Origin of the sequence: Desulfosceptrum tomskiensis (assembly GCF_049818055.1) — a bacterium.
Classification (GTDB): domain Bacteria; phylum Bacillota; class Desulfotomaculia; order Desulfotomaculales; family JASEER01; genus JBFLVT01.
On sequence record NZ_CP187479.1, the window covers coordinates 2275001 to 2290673 of the forward strand.

Annotated in this window: 15 protein-coding genes and 2 rRNA genes (1 of these 17 only partly in view); 14 read left to right on the forward strand and 3 right to left on the reverse strand. The window is 58.7% G+C overall.

The annotated features are described in order from the left end of the window. Both ACPV0M_RS11565 and rrf read left to right on the forward strand, forming a co-directional pair. Positions 1 to 2211 (forward strand): 23S ribosomal RNA (locus tag ACPV0M_RS11565); it begins 777 nt to the left of the window's first position. Between the two features lie 144 nt (positions 2212 to 2355). Continuing rightward, positions 2356 to 2465 (forward strand): 5S ribosomal RNA (rrf, locus tag ACPV0M_RS11570). Positions 2466 to 2555: 90 nt separating this feature from the next. Here rrf and ACPV0M_RS11575 read toward each other — a convergent pair. After that, on the reverse strand, positions 2556 to 3161 hold the full coding sequence (locus ACPV0M_RS11575) for a DUF4013 domain-containing protein (RefSeq protein ID WP_425620778.1): 606 nt from the start codon (positions 3159 to 3161) through the stop codon (positions 2556 to 2558). Between the two features lie 418 nt (positions 3162 to 3579). On the opposite strand from ACPV0M_RS11575, the gene ACPV0M_RS11580 reads away from it, so the two are divergent. The 12 genes from ACPV0M_RS11580 (at position 3580) to ACPV0M_RS11635 (ending at position 13397) form a co-directional block, all read left to right on the forward strand. Then, positions 3580 to 5139, forward strand: a complete 1560-nt coding sequence (locus tag ACPV0M_RS11580) for an ABC transporter substrate-binding protein (protein WP_425620779.1) — start codon at positions 3580 to 3582, stop codon at positions 5137 to 5139. Between the two features lie 75 nt (positions 5140 to 5214). Further along, the gene (locus tag ACPV0M_RS11585; RefSeq protein ID WP_425620780.1) at positions 5215 to 6231 is read left to right on the forward strand and encodes an ABC transporter permease; all 1017 of its coding nucleotides are present in this window, start codon (positions 5215 to 5217) and stop codon (positions 6229 to 6231) included. 2 nt (positions 6232 to 6233) lie between these two features. Beyond that, positions 6234 to 7073, forward strand: a complete 840-nt coding sequence (locus ACPV0M_RS11590; RefSeq protein WP_425620781.1) for an ABC transporter permease — start codon at positions 6234 to 6236, stop codon at positions 7071 to 7073. Positions 7074 to 7083: 10 nt separating this feature from the next. Beyond that, positions 7084 to 8058 (forward strand): ABC transporter ATP-binding protein, encoded by a 975-nt coding sequence (locus tag ACPV0M_RS11595; RefSeq protein WP_425620782.1) that lies wholly within the window; start codon positions 7084 to 7086, stop codon positions 8056 to 8058. Continuing rightward, on the forward strand, positions 8051 to 9013 hold the full coding sequence (locus tag ACPV0M_RS11600) for an ABC transporter ATP-binding protein (protein WP_425620783.1): 963 nt from the start codon (positions 8051 to 8053) through the stop codon (positions 9011 to 9013). The genes ACPV0M_RS11595 and ACPV0M_RS11600 overlap by 8 nt, the downstream gene beginning before the upstream one ends. A 48-nt stretch (positions 9014 to 9061) precedes the next feature. Further along, positions 9062 to 10018 carry an aminopeptidase gene (locus tag ACPV0M_RS11605; protein WP_425620784.1) on the forward strand — a complete coding sequence of 319 codons (957 nt, stop codon included), beginning with the start codon at positions 9062 to 9064 and terminating at the stop codon, positions 10016 to 10018. 24 nt (positions 10019 to 10042) lie between these two features. Next, positions 10043 to 10612 carry a cupin domain-containing protein gene (locus ACPV0M_RS11610; protein ID WP_425620785.1) on the forward strand — a complete coding sequence of 190 codons (570 nt, stop codon included), beginning with the start codon at positions 10043 to 10045 and terminating at the stop codon, positions 10610 to 10612. Positions 10613 to 10634: 22 nt separating this feature from the next. After that, positions 10635 to 10718: a stalk domain-containing protein gene (locus tag ACPV0M_RS11615; protein WP_425622205.1), complete on the forward strand. Its 84-nt coding sequence runs from the start codon at positions 10635 to 10637 to the stop codon at positions 10716 to 10718. Positions 10719 to 10943: 225 nt separating this feature from the next. Beyond that, positions 10944 to 11255 (forward strand): DUF6922 domain-containing protein, encoded by a 312-nt coding sequence (locus ACPV0M_RS11620; RefSeq protein ID WP_425620786.1) that lies wholly within the window; start codon positions 10944 to 10946, stop codon positions 11253 to 11255. A gap of 189 nt (positions 11256 to 11444) precedes the next feature. Next, the gene (locus ACPV0M_RS11625) at positions 11445 to 12509 is read left to right on the forward strand and encodes a permease (RefSeq protein WP_425620787.1); all 1065 of its coding nucleotides are present in this window, start codon (positions 11445 to 11447) and stop codon (positions 12507 to 12509) included. 45 nt (positions 12510 to 12554) lie between these two features. Continuing rightward, complete coding sequence (locus tag ACPV0M_RS11630) at positions 12555 to 12809, forward strand: thioredoxin family protein (protein ID WP_425620788.1); 255 nt, start codon at positions 12555 to 12557, stop codon at positions 12807 to 12809. Between the two features lie 69 nt (positions 12810 to 12878). Then, positions 12879 to 13397, forward strand: a complete 519-nt coding sequence (locus ACPV0M_RS11635) for a thioredoxin family protein (protein ID WP_425620789.1) — start codon at positions 12879 to 12881, stop codon at positions 13395 to 13397. A gap of 117 nt (positions 13398 to 13514) precedes the next feature. On the opposite strand, the gene arsB is transcribed toward ACPV0M_RS11635, so the two are convergent. Then, positions 13515 to 14534, reverse strand: a complete 1020-nt coding sequence (arsB, locus tag ACPV0M_RS11640; protein ID WP_425622206.1) for an ACR3 family arsenite efflux transporter — start codon at positions 14532 to 14534, stop codon at positions 13515 to 13517. Positions 14535 to 14732: 198 nt separating this feature from the next. Further along, a complete protein-coding gene (locus ACPV0M_RS11645; RefSeq protein WP_425620790.1) occupies positions 14733 to 15455 on the reverse strand; it encodes a metallophosphoesterase family protein in 723 nt (240 codons plus the stop codon). Positions 15456 to 15673 lie beyond the last annotated feature (218 nt).

The window sequence follows — 15673 nt, forward strand, 5'->3', positions numbered from 1 at the left end:
TCCAGGGTGAAGCTTCAGTAAAGTGCAGTGGAGGCCCGAACCGACTGTCGTTGAAAAGGCAGCGGATGAGGTGTGGGTAGCGGTGAAATGCCAATCGAACTCGGAAATAGCTGGTTCTCCTCGAAATAGCTCTAGGGCTAGCCTCGCGTGAAGAGTGCCGGGGGTAGAGCACTGGTTGGGCTAGGGGCCTTCACCGGTTACCGAACCCATTCAAACTCCGAATACCGGCCACTTGGTGCGCGGGAGTCAGACTACGGGTGCTAAGATTCGTGGTCGAGAGGGAAACAACCCAGACCGTCAGCTAAGGTCCCGAAAATAGGCTAAGTGGAAAAGGATGTGGAGCTGCACAGACAGCCAGGATGTTGGCTTAGAAGCAGCCACCATTTAAAGAGTTCGTAATAGATCACTGGTCTAGCGGCTCTGCGCCGAAAATGTAACGGGGCTAAGCCTATTACCGAAGCTGCGGCAGCGCGCGTGAGCGCGCTGGGTAGAGGAGCGTTGTATGTGCGGCGAAGCGGTATCGTAAGGAGCCGTGGAGCGCATGCAAGTGAGAATGCCGGCATAAGTAAGCGACAAGACGGGTGAGAATCCCGTCCGCCGAAAGCCTAAGGTTTCCTGGGGAAGGCTCGTCCGCCCAGGGTAAGTCGGGACCTAAGGCGAGGCCGAAGGGCGTAGTCGATGGACAAACGGTGGAGATTCCGTTACCACCAACGGCCGTTTGAGGATGGAGTGACGCGGAAGGCTAGGTTGAGCGCGCGGCTGGAAAAGCGCGTCCAAGCCCGTAGGGTGCAAGGCAGGCAAAACCGTCTTGCGTAAACCTGAGAGGTGACGGGGAGGGAAAACGAGTACCGAAGCAACCGACGCCAGGCCGCCGAGAAAAGCTTCTAACGAGGCTGGTTGGTGCCCGTACCGCAAACCGACACAGGTAGGCGGGAAGAGAATTCTCAGGCGTGCGAGAGAACCCTTGTTAAGGAACTCGGCAAAATGACCCCGTAACTTCGGGAGAAGGGGTGCCCCGGCAGCGTAAAGTATTTTACATACGGAGCGCGAGGGGGCCGCAGAGAAGAGGCCCAGGCGACTGTTTACCAAAAACACAGGTCCCTGCCAAATCGCAAGATGACGTATAGGGGCTGACACCTGCCCAGTGCCGGAAGGTTAAGGGGAAGGCTCAGCGCGCAAGCGTGAAGGTCTGAACCGAAGCCCCGGTAAACGGCGGCCGTAACTATAACGGTCCTAAGGTAGCGAAATTCCTTGTCGGGTAAGTTCCGACCCGCACGAAAGGTGTAACGATCTGGGCGCTGTCTCAACAAGGGGCTCGGTGAAATTGTAGTACCGGTAAAGATGCCGGTTACCCGCAGTAGGACAGAAAGACCCCGTGGAGCTTTACTGTAACCTGATATTGGATTTTGGTATTGTATGTACAGGATAGGTGGGAGGCGTGGAAGGTAGGGCGCCAGCCTTACCGGAGCCGGCGGTGGGATACCACCCTTATGGTACTGGAATTCTAACCTTGGGCCCTGAAGCGGGTTTGGGGACAGTGTCAGGCGGGCAGTTTGACTGGGGCGGTCGCCTCCCAAAGCGTAACGGAGGCGCCCAAAGGTACCCTCAGCGCGGATGGAAATCGCGCCAAAGAGTGCAAAGGCACAAGGGTGCTTGACAGCGAGACAGACAGGTCGAGCTGGTGCGAAAGCAGGGCTTAGTGATCCGGCGGTTCTGCGTGGAAGGGCCGTCGCTCAGCGGATAAAAGCTACCCCGGGGATAACAGGCTTATCTCCCCCAAGAGTCCACATCGACGGGGAGGTTTGGCACCTCGATGTCGGCTCATCGCATCCTGGAGCTGGAGCAGGTTCCAAGGGTTGGGCTGTTCGCCCATTAAAGCGGTACGTGAGCTGGGTTCAGAACGTCGTGAGACAGTTCGGTCCCTATCCACTGCGGGCGCAGGAAACTTGCGAGGATCCGTCCCTAGTACGAGAGGACCGGGATGGACGCACCGCTGGTGCACCAGTTGTCGTGCCAACGGCACAGCTGGGTAGCTATGTGCGGCCGGGATAAGCGCTGAAAGCATCTAAGCGCGAAACCCCCCTCCAGATGAGGTTTCCCATCGCGTTAAGCGGGTAAGACCCCTGGTAGACGACCAGGTAGATAGGCCGGGCGTGCAAGCTGGGCAACCAGTTGAGCGGACCGGTACTAATCGGTCGAGGGCTTGACTCGTCCTACTTACGCTGTGCAGTTTTGAGAGAACAAGTGGGAAGTGAGAAGTGAGAGGTCAGAGGTTAGAACATAGGAAAGAAATCGGCAAGCCGATTTCAACCTTAAGGACTCACGACCGACATCCCACATCCCACCTCACAGATTTCCGGTGGCAATGGCGGAGGGGGTACACCCGTTCCCATCCCGAACACGGCAGTTAAGCCCTCCAGCGCCGATGGTACTGGGTATACCGGGAGAGTAGGTCGCCGCCGGAGCTAAAGATAGGAAAAAGCCCTGTCAATCGACAGGGCTTTTTCCTATCGGTGTGGCCCTGACATCTCACCTCGCATATCACAAAGCGGCGATCAGGCCCCGATAGTGCCCGAACTGCCGGCCGCCGCCTTGCGGTAGGCCTCGCCGAAAAGGAAGGCCAGGACGCAGCCGATGTAAAAGCCGCCCAGCATGGAAAGAATCCAGCCGATGACGGGGATGGCGGCCAGGATGGTAAGGCCGATGAAGAGGACAAGGGAAAAGAGGTAGACCCCGATATAGGCGCCGAAAACGGCCTTAATGAAAGAGAGAACAGCGTTGAACTCAAAAGCCGAGGCGGTGCTGCCGGTAGCCGCGTAGCGCGCCAGGGCCATTGGGAGAACGAACCACATGACAAGCCCGGTGAGGACGGCGAGGACAGCAAAAAAGCCGCTGATACCGCCTGCTACTAAGAGCAGGATGGGGATAATCATATACACAACCGAAATCACAAAGCTCAGAAGTCCTCTAATAAACTTGTCGCCCCAGTTTTCCCAAGCCGGCATTTCATGCTTCTCCCGGATTGCGTTGGCCATGATTTCGATGAAGTACCCTGAACACAGGAAGTTTACGATGGGGATCAGGTTGAGAATCGCCCCGATGATAACCTTAACGATGCCGCCCTCAACCAGTGGCAGGCGCATGGCCTTCTCCAGGTTCATCCCTTGGGCACCCTCTTTCTTGTTTTTCCACGTTACTTCGTTACGCTGAGAAACAATTCCTACCATTAGGCCAAAATTCTCTTATGTCTCTCAGACACCAGCCGAACCGAAGATCTATAAACGTTCATCAGGACAGGACTTCGCGGTAGACGTTTTTGACCTGCCGGAACATGCCTTCCCACGTCATGCCGGCCGGCGCCGGCACGATATCCTCCGCTTTTAATACACATTTCCCGTTAAGGAAAGCAGGATTTTCTTTAGTTATATTGAATGACTTTTAGCCAAAGTGAAAAGACGAGGGCGTCTAATCTATGATCAGAAAGGGGGACGCGTTGAGTTTTTCCGCAAATGATACCGCGGACAAATCCCGGGCACAGCCAAGAACCAAGGACCAGCAAACTTTTGGGAGGGAGTTAGAATGAAGAGAACCGTGGCTGGGCTGCTAGGCCTCCTGTTATTGTTGGGGGTTGTCGCGGGGTGCGGCAAGTCCGCCAACACGCCGCAAAGCTCGACCCCGCAGACCAAGACGCTCATTATCGGATCGGCCGCCGACCTGGGGACGATTGACCCGGCGGTGGCTATGGACAATTCGGCCTGGAAGATCAGCTATCCGGCCTATGACCGTCTGGTGCAGTACAAGGGGAGCGAAACCGAAGTGGAACCCTCGGTCGCCAAGTCGTGGGAGGTTTCGCCGGATGGTCTCACCTGGACCTTCCACCTGCGCGATGACGTTAAGTTCGCTGACGGGACGCCCCTTGACGCCAACGCGGTCAAGTTTTCGTTTGACCGCTTGATGAAGATCAAACAGGGTCCGTCCGAGGCCTTTCCGACATTGGAGAGCGTGACCGTTGTCGACCCGTATACCGTCCAGTTTAAGCTGAACAAGGTATTTCCGCCCTTCCTGTCGACTCTGGCCACCAACGGCGGGAGCATTGTCAACCCGGCGGTGATGAAGCATGAGAAGGACGGGGACATGGGCCAGAACTGGCTGGCCACGCACACTGAAGGCAGCGGTCCCTATCAGGTGGCCGAATGGCAGCCCTCTCAGTACATCAAGCTGGCGGCCAATGCCGGCTACTGGGGCGGCAAGCCGAAACTGGACACCATCCTGATCAAGACCATCAAAGATCCCTCGGCGCAGCGCATGGCCCTGGAGAAGGGCGACATCGACATCGCCGAGAACATTCCCGTCGACCAGATGGAGGAACTGAAGAAAAACCCCGACATCAATGTCTTTGAGAGCCCCAGCCTGATGGTGGACTACCTGTACCTGAACACCCAGAAGCCAGCGCTGAGCAACCCCAAGGTCCGGCAAGCCATTTCCTACGCCATCGACTACCAGGGGATCATCTCCGGTGTGTGGCAGGGCAACGCCACACAGATGCGCGGACCTATCCCGGAGGGCCTGTGGGGGCACGATCCCGGTGTCTTCCAGTACACCCGCGACGTGGCTAAAGCCAAGGCCTTGCTGCAGGAAGCGCAAGCCGGCAACCTGACCCTGACCCTGATGTACTCTGACGGCAAGGCCTGGTGGGAGCCGGAGGCCCAGATCATTCAGAATAATCTGGCCGATATCGGCATCACGGTCAAGCTGGAGAAGATCGCCTACGCCACCCAGCGTGAGAAGATCGACAAGGGTGATTTCGATATGACGCTCGGGGTATGGAGCCCGGACTACGCCGACCCGTACATGTTTATGAACTACTGGTTTGACTCGAATAATTTTGGCCTTGCGGGCAACCGGGCGTTCTACAAGAATCCGCAGGTGGACGGCCTGGTGCGGGAGGCGGCCACCATCACCGATGCGCAAAAACGGGTTGAGCTTTACAGGCAAGCCCAGGATATTATTATGCAGGATGCGCCGTATGTTTTCCTGGTCCAGAAGAATTACCAGTTGCCGATGCGCAAATCGGTGCAGGGCTTCGTCTTCAACCCCATGCTCCAGGACATGTACAACTTCCAGGGAATGGACAAATAGGGCTGGTCAAAAGGCGTGCCGGGCGGGTCCCGGCACGCCCCGCCCTTACCAACTTCAGCGGTGACGGGGTGGAGTATGAAAAACCTGCGCTTGGTGTTGAGCCGCTTTGGACAGCTTCTTCTCGTGCTCCTGGGCGTGACTTTTGTCACTTTTCTCGTCTCCCATGTCATCCCGGGGGACCCGGCACGCATGCTTGTCGGTCAACGGGCCAGCGAGGAGACGCTGGCGGCCATGCGGCATGCGCTGGGTCTTGACCAACCGGTTTGGCTGCAGTACCTGCATTATCTCTGGGGTTTGCTCCATGGGGACATGGGGGTCTCGATCCGCACGCAGCGGCCGGTGCTCAGCGAACTGCTGACCTATTTTCCGGCGACCCTCGAATTGACGCTTTGGGCGATGGGATTCGCTGTTGCGGCGGGCATCCCCTTGGGTGTCCTTTCAGCAGCGCGCCGTGACACGCCCGTCGACCACGCCAGCCGCATCACGGCCATTCTCGGCGTGTCCACCCCGCTTTTTTGGTTGGGCCTAATGGCCTTACTTCTCTTTTACAAGCATCTCGGCTGGTTGCCCAGCGGGGGGCGCATCGACGTTCTGATCAACCCCCCGACCCATTTTACCGGCCTTTACGTTTTAGACAGCATTCTGTCGGGTGACCTTATCGCCTTGAAAAGCAGCGTCCTGCACCTGATCCTGCCGGCGCTCTGCCTGGGTTACATCCAACTGGCGACCATCGCCCGCATGGTCCGGGCGAGCATGCTGGAGGTGCTGGAGATGGACTATATTAAAACGGCAAGGGCCAACGGCATTCCCCGGCGGGGGATCATCTACCGTCACGCTTTGCGTAACGCCCTTATCCCCGCCGTGACGATCATCGGCCTTTCGTTCGGCGAACTGCTGGGCGGGGCCATCCTGACGGAGACAATTTTCGCCTGGCCCGGTATGGGCAAGTATGTGGTGGACTCGATCTCCTTCCTGGACTTCCCGGCGATCATGGGCTTTACCATCGTCGTAGCCGTGTTTTACGTCCTGATCAATATGGCTGTTGACCTGCTATACACCGTGCTCGATCCCCAGATCAGAGAGGTGCACTGACCTTGAAGCGCGCGCCTTATTACTTGTATATGATGAAACGCTACCCCCTGACGGCGGCCGGGGCTGCGATCGTCCTGCTGGTCGTCCTTGCCGCCGTCTGCGCGCCCGTCCTGGCCCCTTACGACCCGCTGGCTCTGCACCTGCCGGATCGCCTGCAGCCTCCCGGCCCGGCCTACCCGCTGGGCACCGACGAAATGGGGCGGGACATCCTGAGCCGCGTTCTCTACGGGGCGCGTCTCTCGCTCCTGGCCGGCCTGGGCATCGTCGGCCTGGCCGCTGTGGGCGGGATGGTCATCGGCAGCGTCTCCGGTTTCATCGGCGGCCGGGTCGAACTGGTGACCATGCGCCTGATGGACATCATGCTGGCTTTTCCGAGTCTCGTTCTGGCGCTGGCGCTTTCGGCCGCCCTGGGACCGAACTTCCGCAACAGCATCATCGCGGTGGCGGTGGTCAAAATCCCGGTGTACGTGCGCCTGGTGCGCGGGCTGACCCTTTCCATCAAGGAACGCCAATTCGTAAAGGCGGCCCGAACCTTCGGCGCCTCCCGGGCCTGGATCATCTCCCGCCACATCCTGCCCAACTGCCTGGCGCCGGTGATCGTCCAGGCGACGCTGGGCATCGGCGAGGCGATTCTCATCGCCGCCGCCCTGTCCTTCATCGGCTTGGGCGCGCAGCCCCCCGCGCCGGAGTGGGGAGCCATGGTCAGCATGGGCCGGACCTATCTGCTGGATCAGTGGTGGTACGCCACCTTTCCCGGCGTGGCCATCTTCATCACCGTGATCGGCTTCAATCTCTTTGGCGACGGGGTCCGCGACATCCTCGACCCGCGCCTGCGCGGTTAGGAGGACGGCCATGGAACCTCTGCTGGCGATAAGCGGTCTCTGTGTCGACTTTCACGGTTATGCCGGAGTGGCCCGCGCCCTTGACGGGATCGACCTGACGATTATGCCCGGCGAGTTCCTGGGACTGGTCGGCGAGTCCGGTTCCGGTAAATCGCTTACGGCCACCGCCATTCTGGGACTCTTGCCCAGGGGAAGCGCCCGCATCGCCGGGGGCTCGATCCTGTTCGAGGGCGAAGAACTGATCGGCAAACCCGAGAAGGAGTACGCCTCTTTGCGGGGGAGCAAAATCTCGATGGTCTTTCAGGAGCCGATGAACGCGCTCAACCCGGTCTTCAAGATCGGGCGGCAGATGAGCGAGATCCTGCGGATCCACAGACGGCTGCCGGCGGGTGAGGCCCGGCGGGAGGCGGCAAACTGGCTGTCCCGCGTCCGTATCCCCCATCCGGAACGGGTGCTTGATCTATATCCCTTTGAATTGAGCGGCGGCATGCGCCAGCGCGTGCTCCTGGCGATGGCCCTGAGCTGCGGTTCGCGCCTTCTGCTGGCTGACGAGCCCACCACCGCCCTCGACGTAACCATTCAGGCGCAGATCCTGCGCTTGATGCAGGAGACGGCACAATCCTTGGGCACAGCCGTACTGCTGATCACCCACGATCTGGGCGTGGTGGCCCAGACTTGCAAACGGGTGACGGTGATGTACTGCGGCGTCATTGTGGAGACCGGCCCGGTGCATGAGGTTCTTCACAGGCCGGGGCATCCTTACACCCAGGCTCTTCTAAAGGCCCTGCCGAGGCTCGAGAACCGCCAGGAACACCTGCAACCCATCACCGGCAGCGTGCCCAACCTGCTGGCGCTGCCTTCCGGGTGCCGCTTCCACCCGCGCTGCGCCGCGGCCGGCGAGCGGTGCCGCCGATCGCGGCCGAAGCTGGTGGCGGTTGCCGCCGGCCATCTGGTGGCCTGTTGGGAGGCGCGGATCAATGGCTGAAGCGTTGCTTTCCCTGCGCGGGGTGGTCAAGGAATTTACCGTGCGCGGCGGCCGCGGCAGCAGCGTCCTGCGGGCGGTCAACGAGGTGTCGCTTGACATTTTCCCCGGCGAAACGGCTGGGCTCGTGGGCGAAAGCGGCTGCGGCAAGAGCACGTTGGCTTACATAATCATGCGCCTCGAAAAGATGACCAGGGGTGAGATGTTCTTTGAGGGGCGGAGCCTGGCCGAAATGAGCAAGGCCCAACGGCGCGCGTTGCGGCCGATGATCCAGACAGTTTTTCAAGATCCGCAGAGTTCGCTCAACCCTCGTTTTCGGGTGCGGCAGATCGTGGAAGAGCCGCTGCGCCTCAACGGCTGGACCGATGCCGAGAAACGCCGGGAGCGCGTGCTCGGTTTGCTCGCAAGAGTGGGGCTGGGGCCGGAATTCATGGACCGTTTCCCGCATGAATTGAGCGGCGGGCAGCGCCAGCGCGTCGCCGTCGCCAGGGCTCTCTGCCTCAATCCCAAGCTGATGGTCTTGGACGAGCCGACCTCGGCCCTCGACGTTTCGGTACAGGCCCAGGTCCTTAATCTCCTGCGTGAACTGCAGGCCGAGTTCGGCATGGCCTACCTTTTTATCTCGCATAATCTGGCGGTGGTGCGCTACCTGTGCGACCGCGTGATGGTGATGTACCTGGGCAGGCTCGTCGAGATTGCGCCTACCGAGGAACTTTTCATGCGACCGGCCCATCCCTACACCGAGATGCTCTTGCAGTCTATCCCCAGCCTGGACCGGAACAGGCCGCTGGCGGCGGCGAGCAACGATGAAATGCCCAGCCCGCTGAACACCCCCCCTGGCTGTGGTTTTCATCCGCGTTGTCCCCGGGCCGTTGAGCGCTGTCGCCGGGAGGTTCCCGGTCTGTCCGCAGTGAGCGACGGGCGATGGGCCGCCTGCCACTTGGCCCTCCGCGAGTGAGCCGGTTACGGTGACGGAGATGAAGCAGCTAGTGGGAGAGAAAAGGTTGTGGCAAAAGTACGTGAACGCATCCTCGATTCCTTGACCAGGAACGCGCCGCCCCTGCGGAGCCTGCTGATTCTTACCCAGGATATCCGTCTCGGGCGCAGGCTGGCGGATATTATGGAAGTCCCCAGCATCCTGTTGGATGTATCCCTGGACGCATCGATCACCCGGCTGGCCGACCACCCTTTAATACGGAACGCAAGCCACGTCGTCGAGCTGTACCAGCCGACGCTGGCTGATTCGATTTACGCCAAGGCGTTGCGCAACCTGCTGCTGGATCGGGGGAAGTCTGTCCTTTCGCTCTGGAACTGGGACGAACGCTACCTGGCCGACGAGTTCTGGGGGGACCTGGAATACCCGGCGATCGCTTCCGCGGCGGCCGCCCTGGCAAGGCGGATGGAGAAGGCGAGCACGGTCCGTGTAACGTCGGACCTGGGTACGGATATCTCCTTTTCGGTTGCCGGCCGTTCCTGGATCGCGGCTGACGGTTACTGCGCCCCCGGTAAGCTGGCCCAGTTGCCGGACGGAGAAATCTATACCTGTCCCGTGGAGGAGTCCTTTTACGGGCGCATTGTTATCGACGGCACCATTTCCCGGCTTTGGCTACCCGACAAACCGGTGGCGCTGCGTTTTGAAGCCGGCCGGATGGTGGAAGCGGATCCACGCTTCGAACAATGGCTGTGGAGCAACGCTGGGGGAGTTGACATGATCGGCGAGTTCGCCATCGGCATGAACCCGATGGTACACGGCCCCTACGCCAACATTTCCGTGGACGAAAAGGAAGCGGGTAGCGTCCACTTCGCCTTGGGCGACAGCTACCGCCTGGGCCTGACCGAATCGGTCTATCACGTCGACTTTGTGGTCCGCAACCCCGTGATTACCGTCGACGGGACCGTTCTCAAAGACTACCTCCCGGCAGTCCAGCCGCAAAAAGGCGGGGCTGTTGCAGTATCGCTCTGATTGTTGTGCGAGGAGGCTCTGCTGATGAGGATGGATGACCCTCCGCTGAAGAGCATCGGGGATAAGATCCGCCAATATCGCAAGGAGAAACGGCTGACGGTCGAAGCTCTGGCCTCCCAGTGTCAGCTCAGCGCGGGTTTGATAAGCCAGGTCGAGCGCGGCCTGGCGACACCCTCACTGGACTCGCTGTGGAGAATCACCAGAGTGCTGGATATTCCTCTCATCGCGCTTTTTGACGCCGAAGACGAGGAACGCGTGACGGTTTTGCGCGCCGACCAGCAAAAACGCCTGGTGTTGCCCGAGTCAAACGTCACCTACCGCATGCTGTCGCCGGGGAAGAGAGACGACAAGATCGAGTTCCTCTCCATCATATTGGAACCGGGCACCTGGACGAACGGAACGCTTCTCGTCCATCAAGGCGAGGAATGCGGTGTCGTTGTCCAGGGGGAAATCACGGTAATGATCGGGGACAGAGAGTACTTACTGCGCGAGGGCGACAGCATCTACTTCGACAGCACCTTGCCTCACCGTTTCTTTAATCGCGGGAAGAAAGTCGCCGTCGGCATATGGGCCATGACTCCGCCATCTTTCTAGGGTGCCGCCCGGCCGCACTTTCGTGCCCCTGCGTTTCGTCAGCGAAACCCTGGGCGCAGTGGTGGATTACGATCCGGTGACCAGGCAGATTACCATTACCAGATAAGAGAATTATTTTCCCCTCCATCAAGCAGGCCCCGGCAATGAATCTGCCGGGGCCTGCCCTTTTCTCACGAGGAGGGTCAGGGCTTCAGTTTTCGGAGTAAGAACAGTCCCTGGGTGACAGAGAACTGAACGTGGTCATCGGCACGCTTGTTGCAGCCAGATAATGGAATTGCTGCTTCAAATATGCTATAATAAATACAGGTTCAAGAAAGGATAGAAGGGATAAATGGATAACAAACACAAAATTCCCGTATGGCTCCACGATCTTTTCTGGGACGTGAATCCGCAGGAAGTGGATCTGTCACGGAATAGTGTCCTGGTCATCGAACGGCTGTTAAATGAAGGCGACCAAAAGGCGCTGAACTGGTTGTTCAGGACGTACACCGAAGACGAAATCAGGGAAGCAGTATTGCATAGCAGGTCCCTTTCCTTAAAGACAGCAAGGTGCTGGCAAAACTATTTTGACCTGAAAGAGGAAGAAATGCGGTGTTTTGGTATGTACTCGACGGCTGCAGCGTGTTCTGGACGGAAGATTTAAACAGCGGCATAAACAACTTCATTCGAGTCTTTCGGGATGGATGCAACAGGTCCATCCCAATTTATTTTTAGCCTATGTCAAAAAATGCTTGACGACCTTGTCGCTTTGGACTATAAGTAAAATATAAGTACATCATCAATTACTAATATAGAGGGAGGGAGCCCGGGTCACATCGGCTTGGGCGGAGCAATGGACTATCTGACTGGCGTCTTGCTTAGCGGCTGGAACGAGATCCTGGAATACTTGTCGGCGCACGTCCTGACCTGCCTTGTCCCGGCGTTTTTTATCGCCGGCGGAATCGCGGTTGCTGTCTCCTCGGCAGCAGTTCTTAAATTCTTCGGCCCCCAAACCAAGAAGTATATTTCATACGGTGTGGCATCTGTTTCGGGAGTCATTCTTGCCGTCTGCTCGTGTACGATCCTCCCGCTCTTCGCCGGCATCTACCGTAAGGGCGCGGGTCTCGGTCCTGCCGTAACCTTCCTTTACGCGGGGCCGGCCATCAACCTCCTGGCTATCGTCCTGACGGCGCGCAAGCTGGGCTGGGACCTGGGTGCCGGCCGGGCCGTCGGGGCGGTTGTTTTCGCCATCATTATCGGTCTGATCATGGCGGTGCTGTTCCGCAAGGAAGAGGCGGAGAAGGCCGCACGCGCCTCCAGGGACGGGTTCAGCCTGGCGGGGATGGAAGACCGGGGCAAGCCGATTGTACAGCAGCTGGTGTTCTTCGGTCTGTTGGTCGGCATCCTGCTGGTGGGTACGGCCCGGGTTACCAACGAGATCAAGGCCGGCGGCATTGCTGTCATGCTTGTCGTGTTGGGCATTGTGCTTTGGAAGTGGTTCACAAAAGACGAGGTTAAGCAGTGGCTCTATGAGACGGGCAAGCTGGTCCGGTTGATTTTCCCCATTCTCATCGTCGGGGTGTTTATCGCCGGCGCCCTGAAGGTTATCATCCCGCAGTCCTGGATTGCGGCCTCGGTGGGCGGGAACAGCTTGTTGTCCAACTTCATCGCTTCATTCGCCGGGGCGTTGATGTACTTCTCCACCCTTACGGAAGTGCCGTTTGTAAGGATGCTGATGGACCTCGGCATGGGCAGGGGTCCCGCGCTCGCCTTGCTGCTGGCCGGACCGGCCCTGAGCCTGCCGAATATGCTGGTGATCAGGAATGTGATGGGTACTAAGAAGACCGTTGTCTACGTGATCCTGGTAGTAGTAATGGCTACCCTTACCGGGTATGTATTCGGTTCTCTCACCGCTTAGGACGGGTGTTAACCGATTCATTTCTAACTTGAAGGGAGATTATTGGTGGAGATCAAAGTGTTGGGACCGGGATGCAAGAAATGCAAGGCCCTCGAGCAAGAGGTCGCCGCCGTGGTGGCGGAGATGAAACTTGATGCCCGGGTCGAGAAGATTACGGACGTTAACAAGATTATCGACTATGGTGTCTTTATGACCCCCGGGCTGGTGATCAACGGCAAGGTCAAGGTAGTCGGCAAAGTGCCGGACCGGGCCGAGATTAAGAGGCTGATTGAGGAAGAGCGAGACGTTGGACTGCTCTAATTTTGAAACTCGTGCATCATGGGCTGCCGCAAGGCGGCATACTTCCTGTACGCTGGTGAGGTGGTTGTTTTGTTTTTCCGGGACTCCTCGAAAACACCCAAGTCGACACTCGTTTCCGTCGGCGGGGCGAAGGTCGGCATTGTCGGTTTGGAGGATGCTTTTCAGAAGGTTGAGGGTAAAGTCTTCCCGAACGATGACGCTCTCGGGGAGGCGATCATCGACCTGATCAAGGACAACAACTACATCCCGGCGTCGGCCAGGGACAAGTACCGCGAGGGGCTTGTGCGGGCCTACAAGGCTGCCAGGGGGATCCCCGTGGAACCGTCCAAGGCGCCGGACGGCGTCCTGGAGATCAAAGTCGTCGGCCCGGGCTGCCCACAGTGCCGGAAACTCTACAAGGAGGTCCTCGCTGTCTTGCAGGAGTTGAATGTGGGGGCTGACGTGGAGAAGGTCGAGGACGTCAACGCCATAGCGGACATGGGTGTCATCCTTACACCGGCGTTGATCATCAACGGCCAGACCAAAGCGGTGGGTAAGGTCCCCTCCCGGAACGACCTCAAGAAATGGATTGGAGAGGCAGGACGATAACCCGGGCAAGAGGGCGGTCGGTCAGCCGCGTGCGCCGGTGCCGGATGCGCCGGCGCACAACAAAAAGAGCAGGCCCTGGGAAGGCCCGCTCTTTTGGTTTTTCAGGCCCGAAATCTGCTAACACTTCCTGCAATCCTGCAGGCGCGGGATTTCCGCCAGTTCGTGCGGGAAGTACTTCTTCCGGAAGTAGAGCGCCACGTTGACCAGCGCGATCAGTACCGGTACCTCGACCAGCGGCCCGATGACGGTCGCAAAGGCCTGGGCGGAATGGATACCGAACACGGCCACCGCCACGGCGATGGCCAGCTCGAAGTCGTTGCTCGCCGCCGTAAAGGCGATGGTTGTGGTTCTCGGATAATCTGCGCCGATCCACTTGCCGATGAAGAAAGTCGACAGCCACATGATCAGGAAGTACAGGGTCAACGGGATGACCACGCGGATCACATCCATCGGCAGGGTGACGATGACCTCGCCCTTCAGGGAGAACATCACCAAAATCGTGAACAGCAGGGCGATCAGCGTCAGCTTGCTGATGCGCGGGACGAAGCGGGTTTCATACCAGTCGCGTCCCTTGCTGGACACCATCGCGGCGCGGGTCAGGTAGCCGGCGATGAAAGGAATACCCAGGTAAATGAAGACGCTCTTGGCGATCTCCGCCATTGAGACATCCACGACCACGCTGGTCAGGCCGAACCAGGCCGGAACAACAGTCAGGAAGATGTAAGCGTACACTGAATAGGTGAGCACCTGAAAGATAGCGTTGAAGGCCACCAGGCCGGCGACGTATTCGCGGTTGCCGTCGGCAAGGTCGTTCCACACCAAAACCATCGCGATGCAGCGGGCCAGCCCGACCAGGATGACGCCCACCATCAAGTCGGGTTTATCAGGCAGGAGCACCACGGCCAGGACAAACATCACGATCGGGCCGACCACCCAGTTCTGGAGCAGGGATAGTCCCAGGAGCTTTTTGTCGGCGAACACGGACGGAAGTTCTTCGTAGCGGACTTTGGCCAGAACGGGGTACATCATCAGGATCAGGCCGATAGCGATGGGGATGTTGGTCGCGCCAACCTGAAAACGGCTCCAGAACCCGGCGATCTGCGGGTACACGAAGCCCAAACCGACACCGACGCCCATCGCCAGGAAAATCCACAGCGTCAGGTAGCGGTCCAGAAAACTCAGTCTTTTGCTTACTGACTGGGCCAACGTAATTTCCTCCTCTGCATTCCCATATTTTTATAAAACTATATTAAGATAATCACATATTAGGGTCAACAAGTTGATTAGTGCATATTAGGCAGATGGAACGGCGCCTGCCTCGACCCACAGGGCTGGCTAGCCTGTCCCTAACCGCAGCTTTTCCGCAAACTCGTTAGGCAGGACCTCATTTTGCTCGATCATCCGTGCCGTGCGCTCAACGTCGTAGGGCACTTCGACAAAAACAGCGGCAACATCCCGGCCCTTCAACTCAAGGATGCAGTACAGCGCGTTGGGGTTCCCGTGCTTCGGCTTGCCGACGCTGCCGGCATTGACCACGTGCCCGTTGCTTAACTTCCGGTGGTAGGGGATATGAGTATGGCCGCAGACCAGCACGTCCGCCCGGGCTTTGTTCAGCATCTCTTCCAGCGTTTGAGCCGGGGTGTCGGCGTACAGGTACTCATTCAGCCGGACGGGGCTCCCGTGGACGATCACGATGTCCAGCCCGTCATTAATAATGCGGTATTCCGGAGGCAGTGAGCGAAGGAAGGTCTTGTCTTCCGCGCTGGTGGCTTTCAGCGTAAACTCAATCGACTTTTCCGCCAGCTTCATATCGGCCGGGTCCTTGTAGTCACACCCGCAGATGAAGCGCTCGTAGCCGATAGCGTCATCATAGTTGCCCATTACTGTAGGAATCTGCTCCTTTTGCAGCAGGGCTATGACCTCGCTCGGGTGCGGGCCGTAACCCACGACATCACCGGCGCAGACAATCCTATCCGCCCCGCGGCTTTTTGCATCGGCCAGAACGGCCTTCAGCGCGTATAAATTGCTGTGGATGTCGGCGAGGATCGCGATCTTCACTCCGCAAGCCTCCTTGTTTTCCTAAAATGATTCTCCCTTACGGCTTCCGGGCCGAGACCAGGGTACTGGTCACGGCGTCGCTGTACGCCTCTCTAAGCTCCCTGGACAGCCGCGGCACCAGAGAGTCCGCGGCGGGTGAGCCCAGGTCGTAGGTGTGCAGGACCTTGAGGTCTATATCCGTAAAGCCGTTGTTCTCCAGAATGGTCTTGTACTCCGTG

Bases quoted from the DNA above. Each gene is read 5' to 3' on its own strand.
- ACPV0M_RS11575 (WP_425620778.1), bottom strand. From the start codon at position 3,161: ATGAACCTGGAGAAGGCCATGCGCCTGCCACTGGTTGAGGGCGGCATC.
- ACPV0M_RS11580 (WP_425620779.1), top strand. From the start codon at position 3,580: ATGAAGAGAACCGTGGCTGGGCTGCTAGGCCTCCTGTTATTGTTGGGG.
- ACPV0M_RS11585 (WP_425620780.1), top strand. From the start codon at position 5,215: ATGAAAAACCTGCGCTTGGTGTTGAGCCGCTTTGGACAGCTTCTTCTC.
- ACPV0M_RS11595 (WP_425620782.1), top strand. From the start codon at position 7,084: ATGGAACCTCTGCTGGCGATAAGCGGTCTCTGTGTCGACTTTCACGGT.
- ACPV0M_RS11600 (WP_425620783.1), top strand. From the start codon at position 8,051: ATGGCTGAAGCGTTGCTTTCCCTGCGCGGGGTGGTCAAGGAATTTACC.
- ACPV0M_RS11610 (WP_425620785.1), top strand. From the start codon at position 10,043: ATGAGGATGGATGACCCTCCGCTGAAGAGCATCGGGGATAAGATCCGC.
- ACPV0M_RS11620 (WP_425620786.1), top strand. From the start codon at position 10,944: ATGGATAACAAACACAAAATTCCCGTATGGCTCCACGATCTTTTCTGG.
- ACPV0M_RS11625 (WP_425620787.1), top strand. From the start codon at position 11,445: ATGGACTATCTGACTGGCGTCTTGCTTAGCGGCTGGAACGAGATCCTG.
- arsB (WP_425622206.1), bottom strand. From the start codon at position 14,534: ATGGGCGTCGGTGTCGGTTTGGGCTTCGTGTACCCGCAGATCGCCGGG.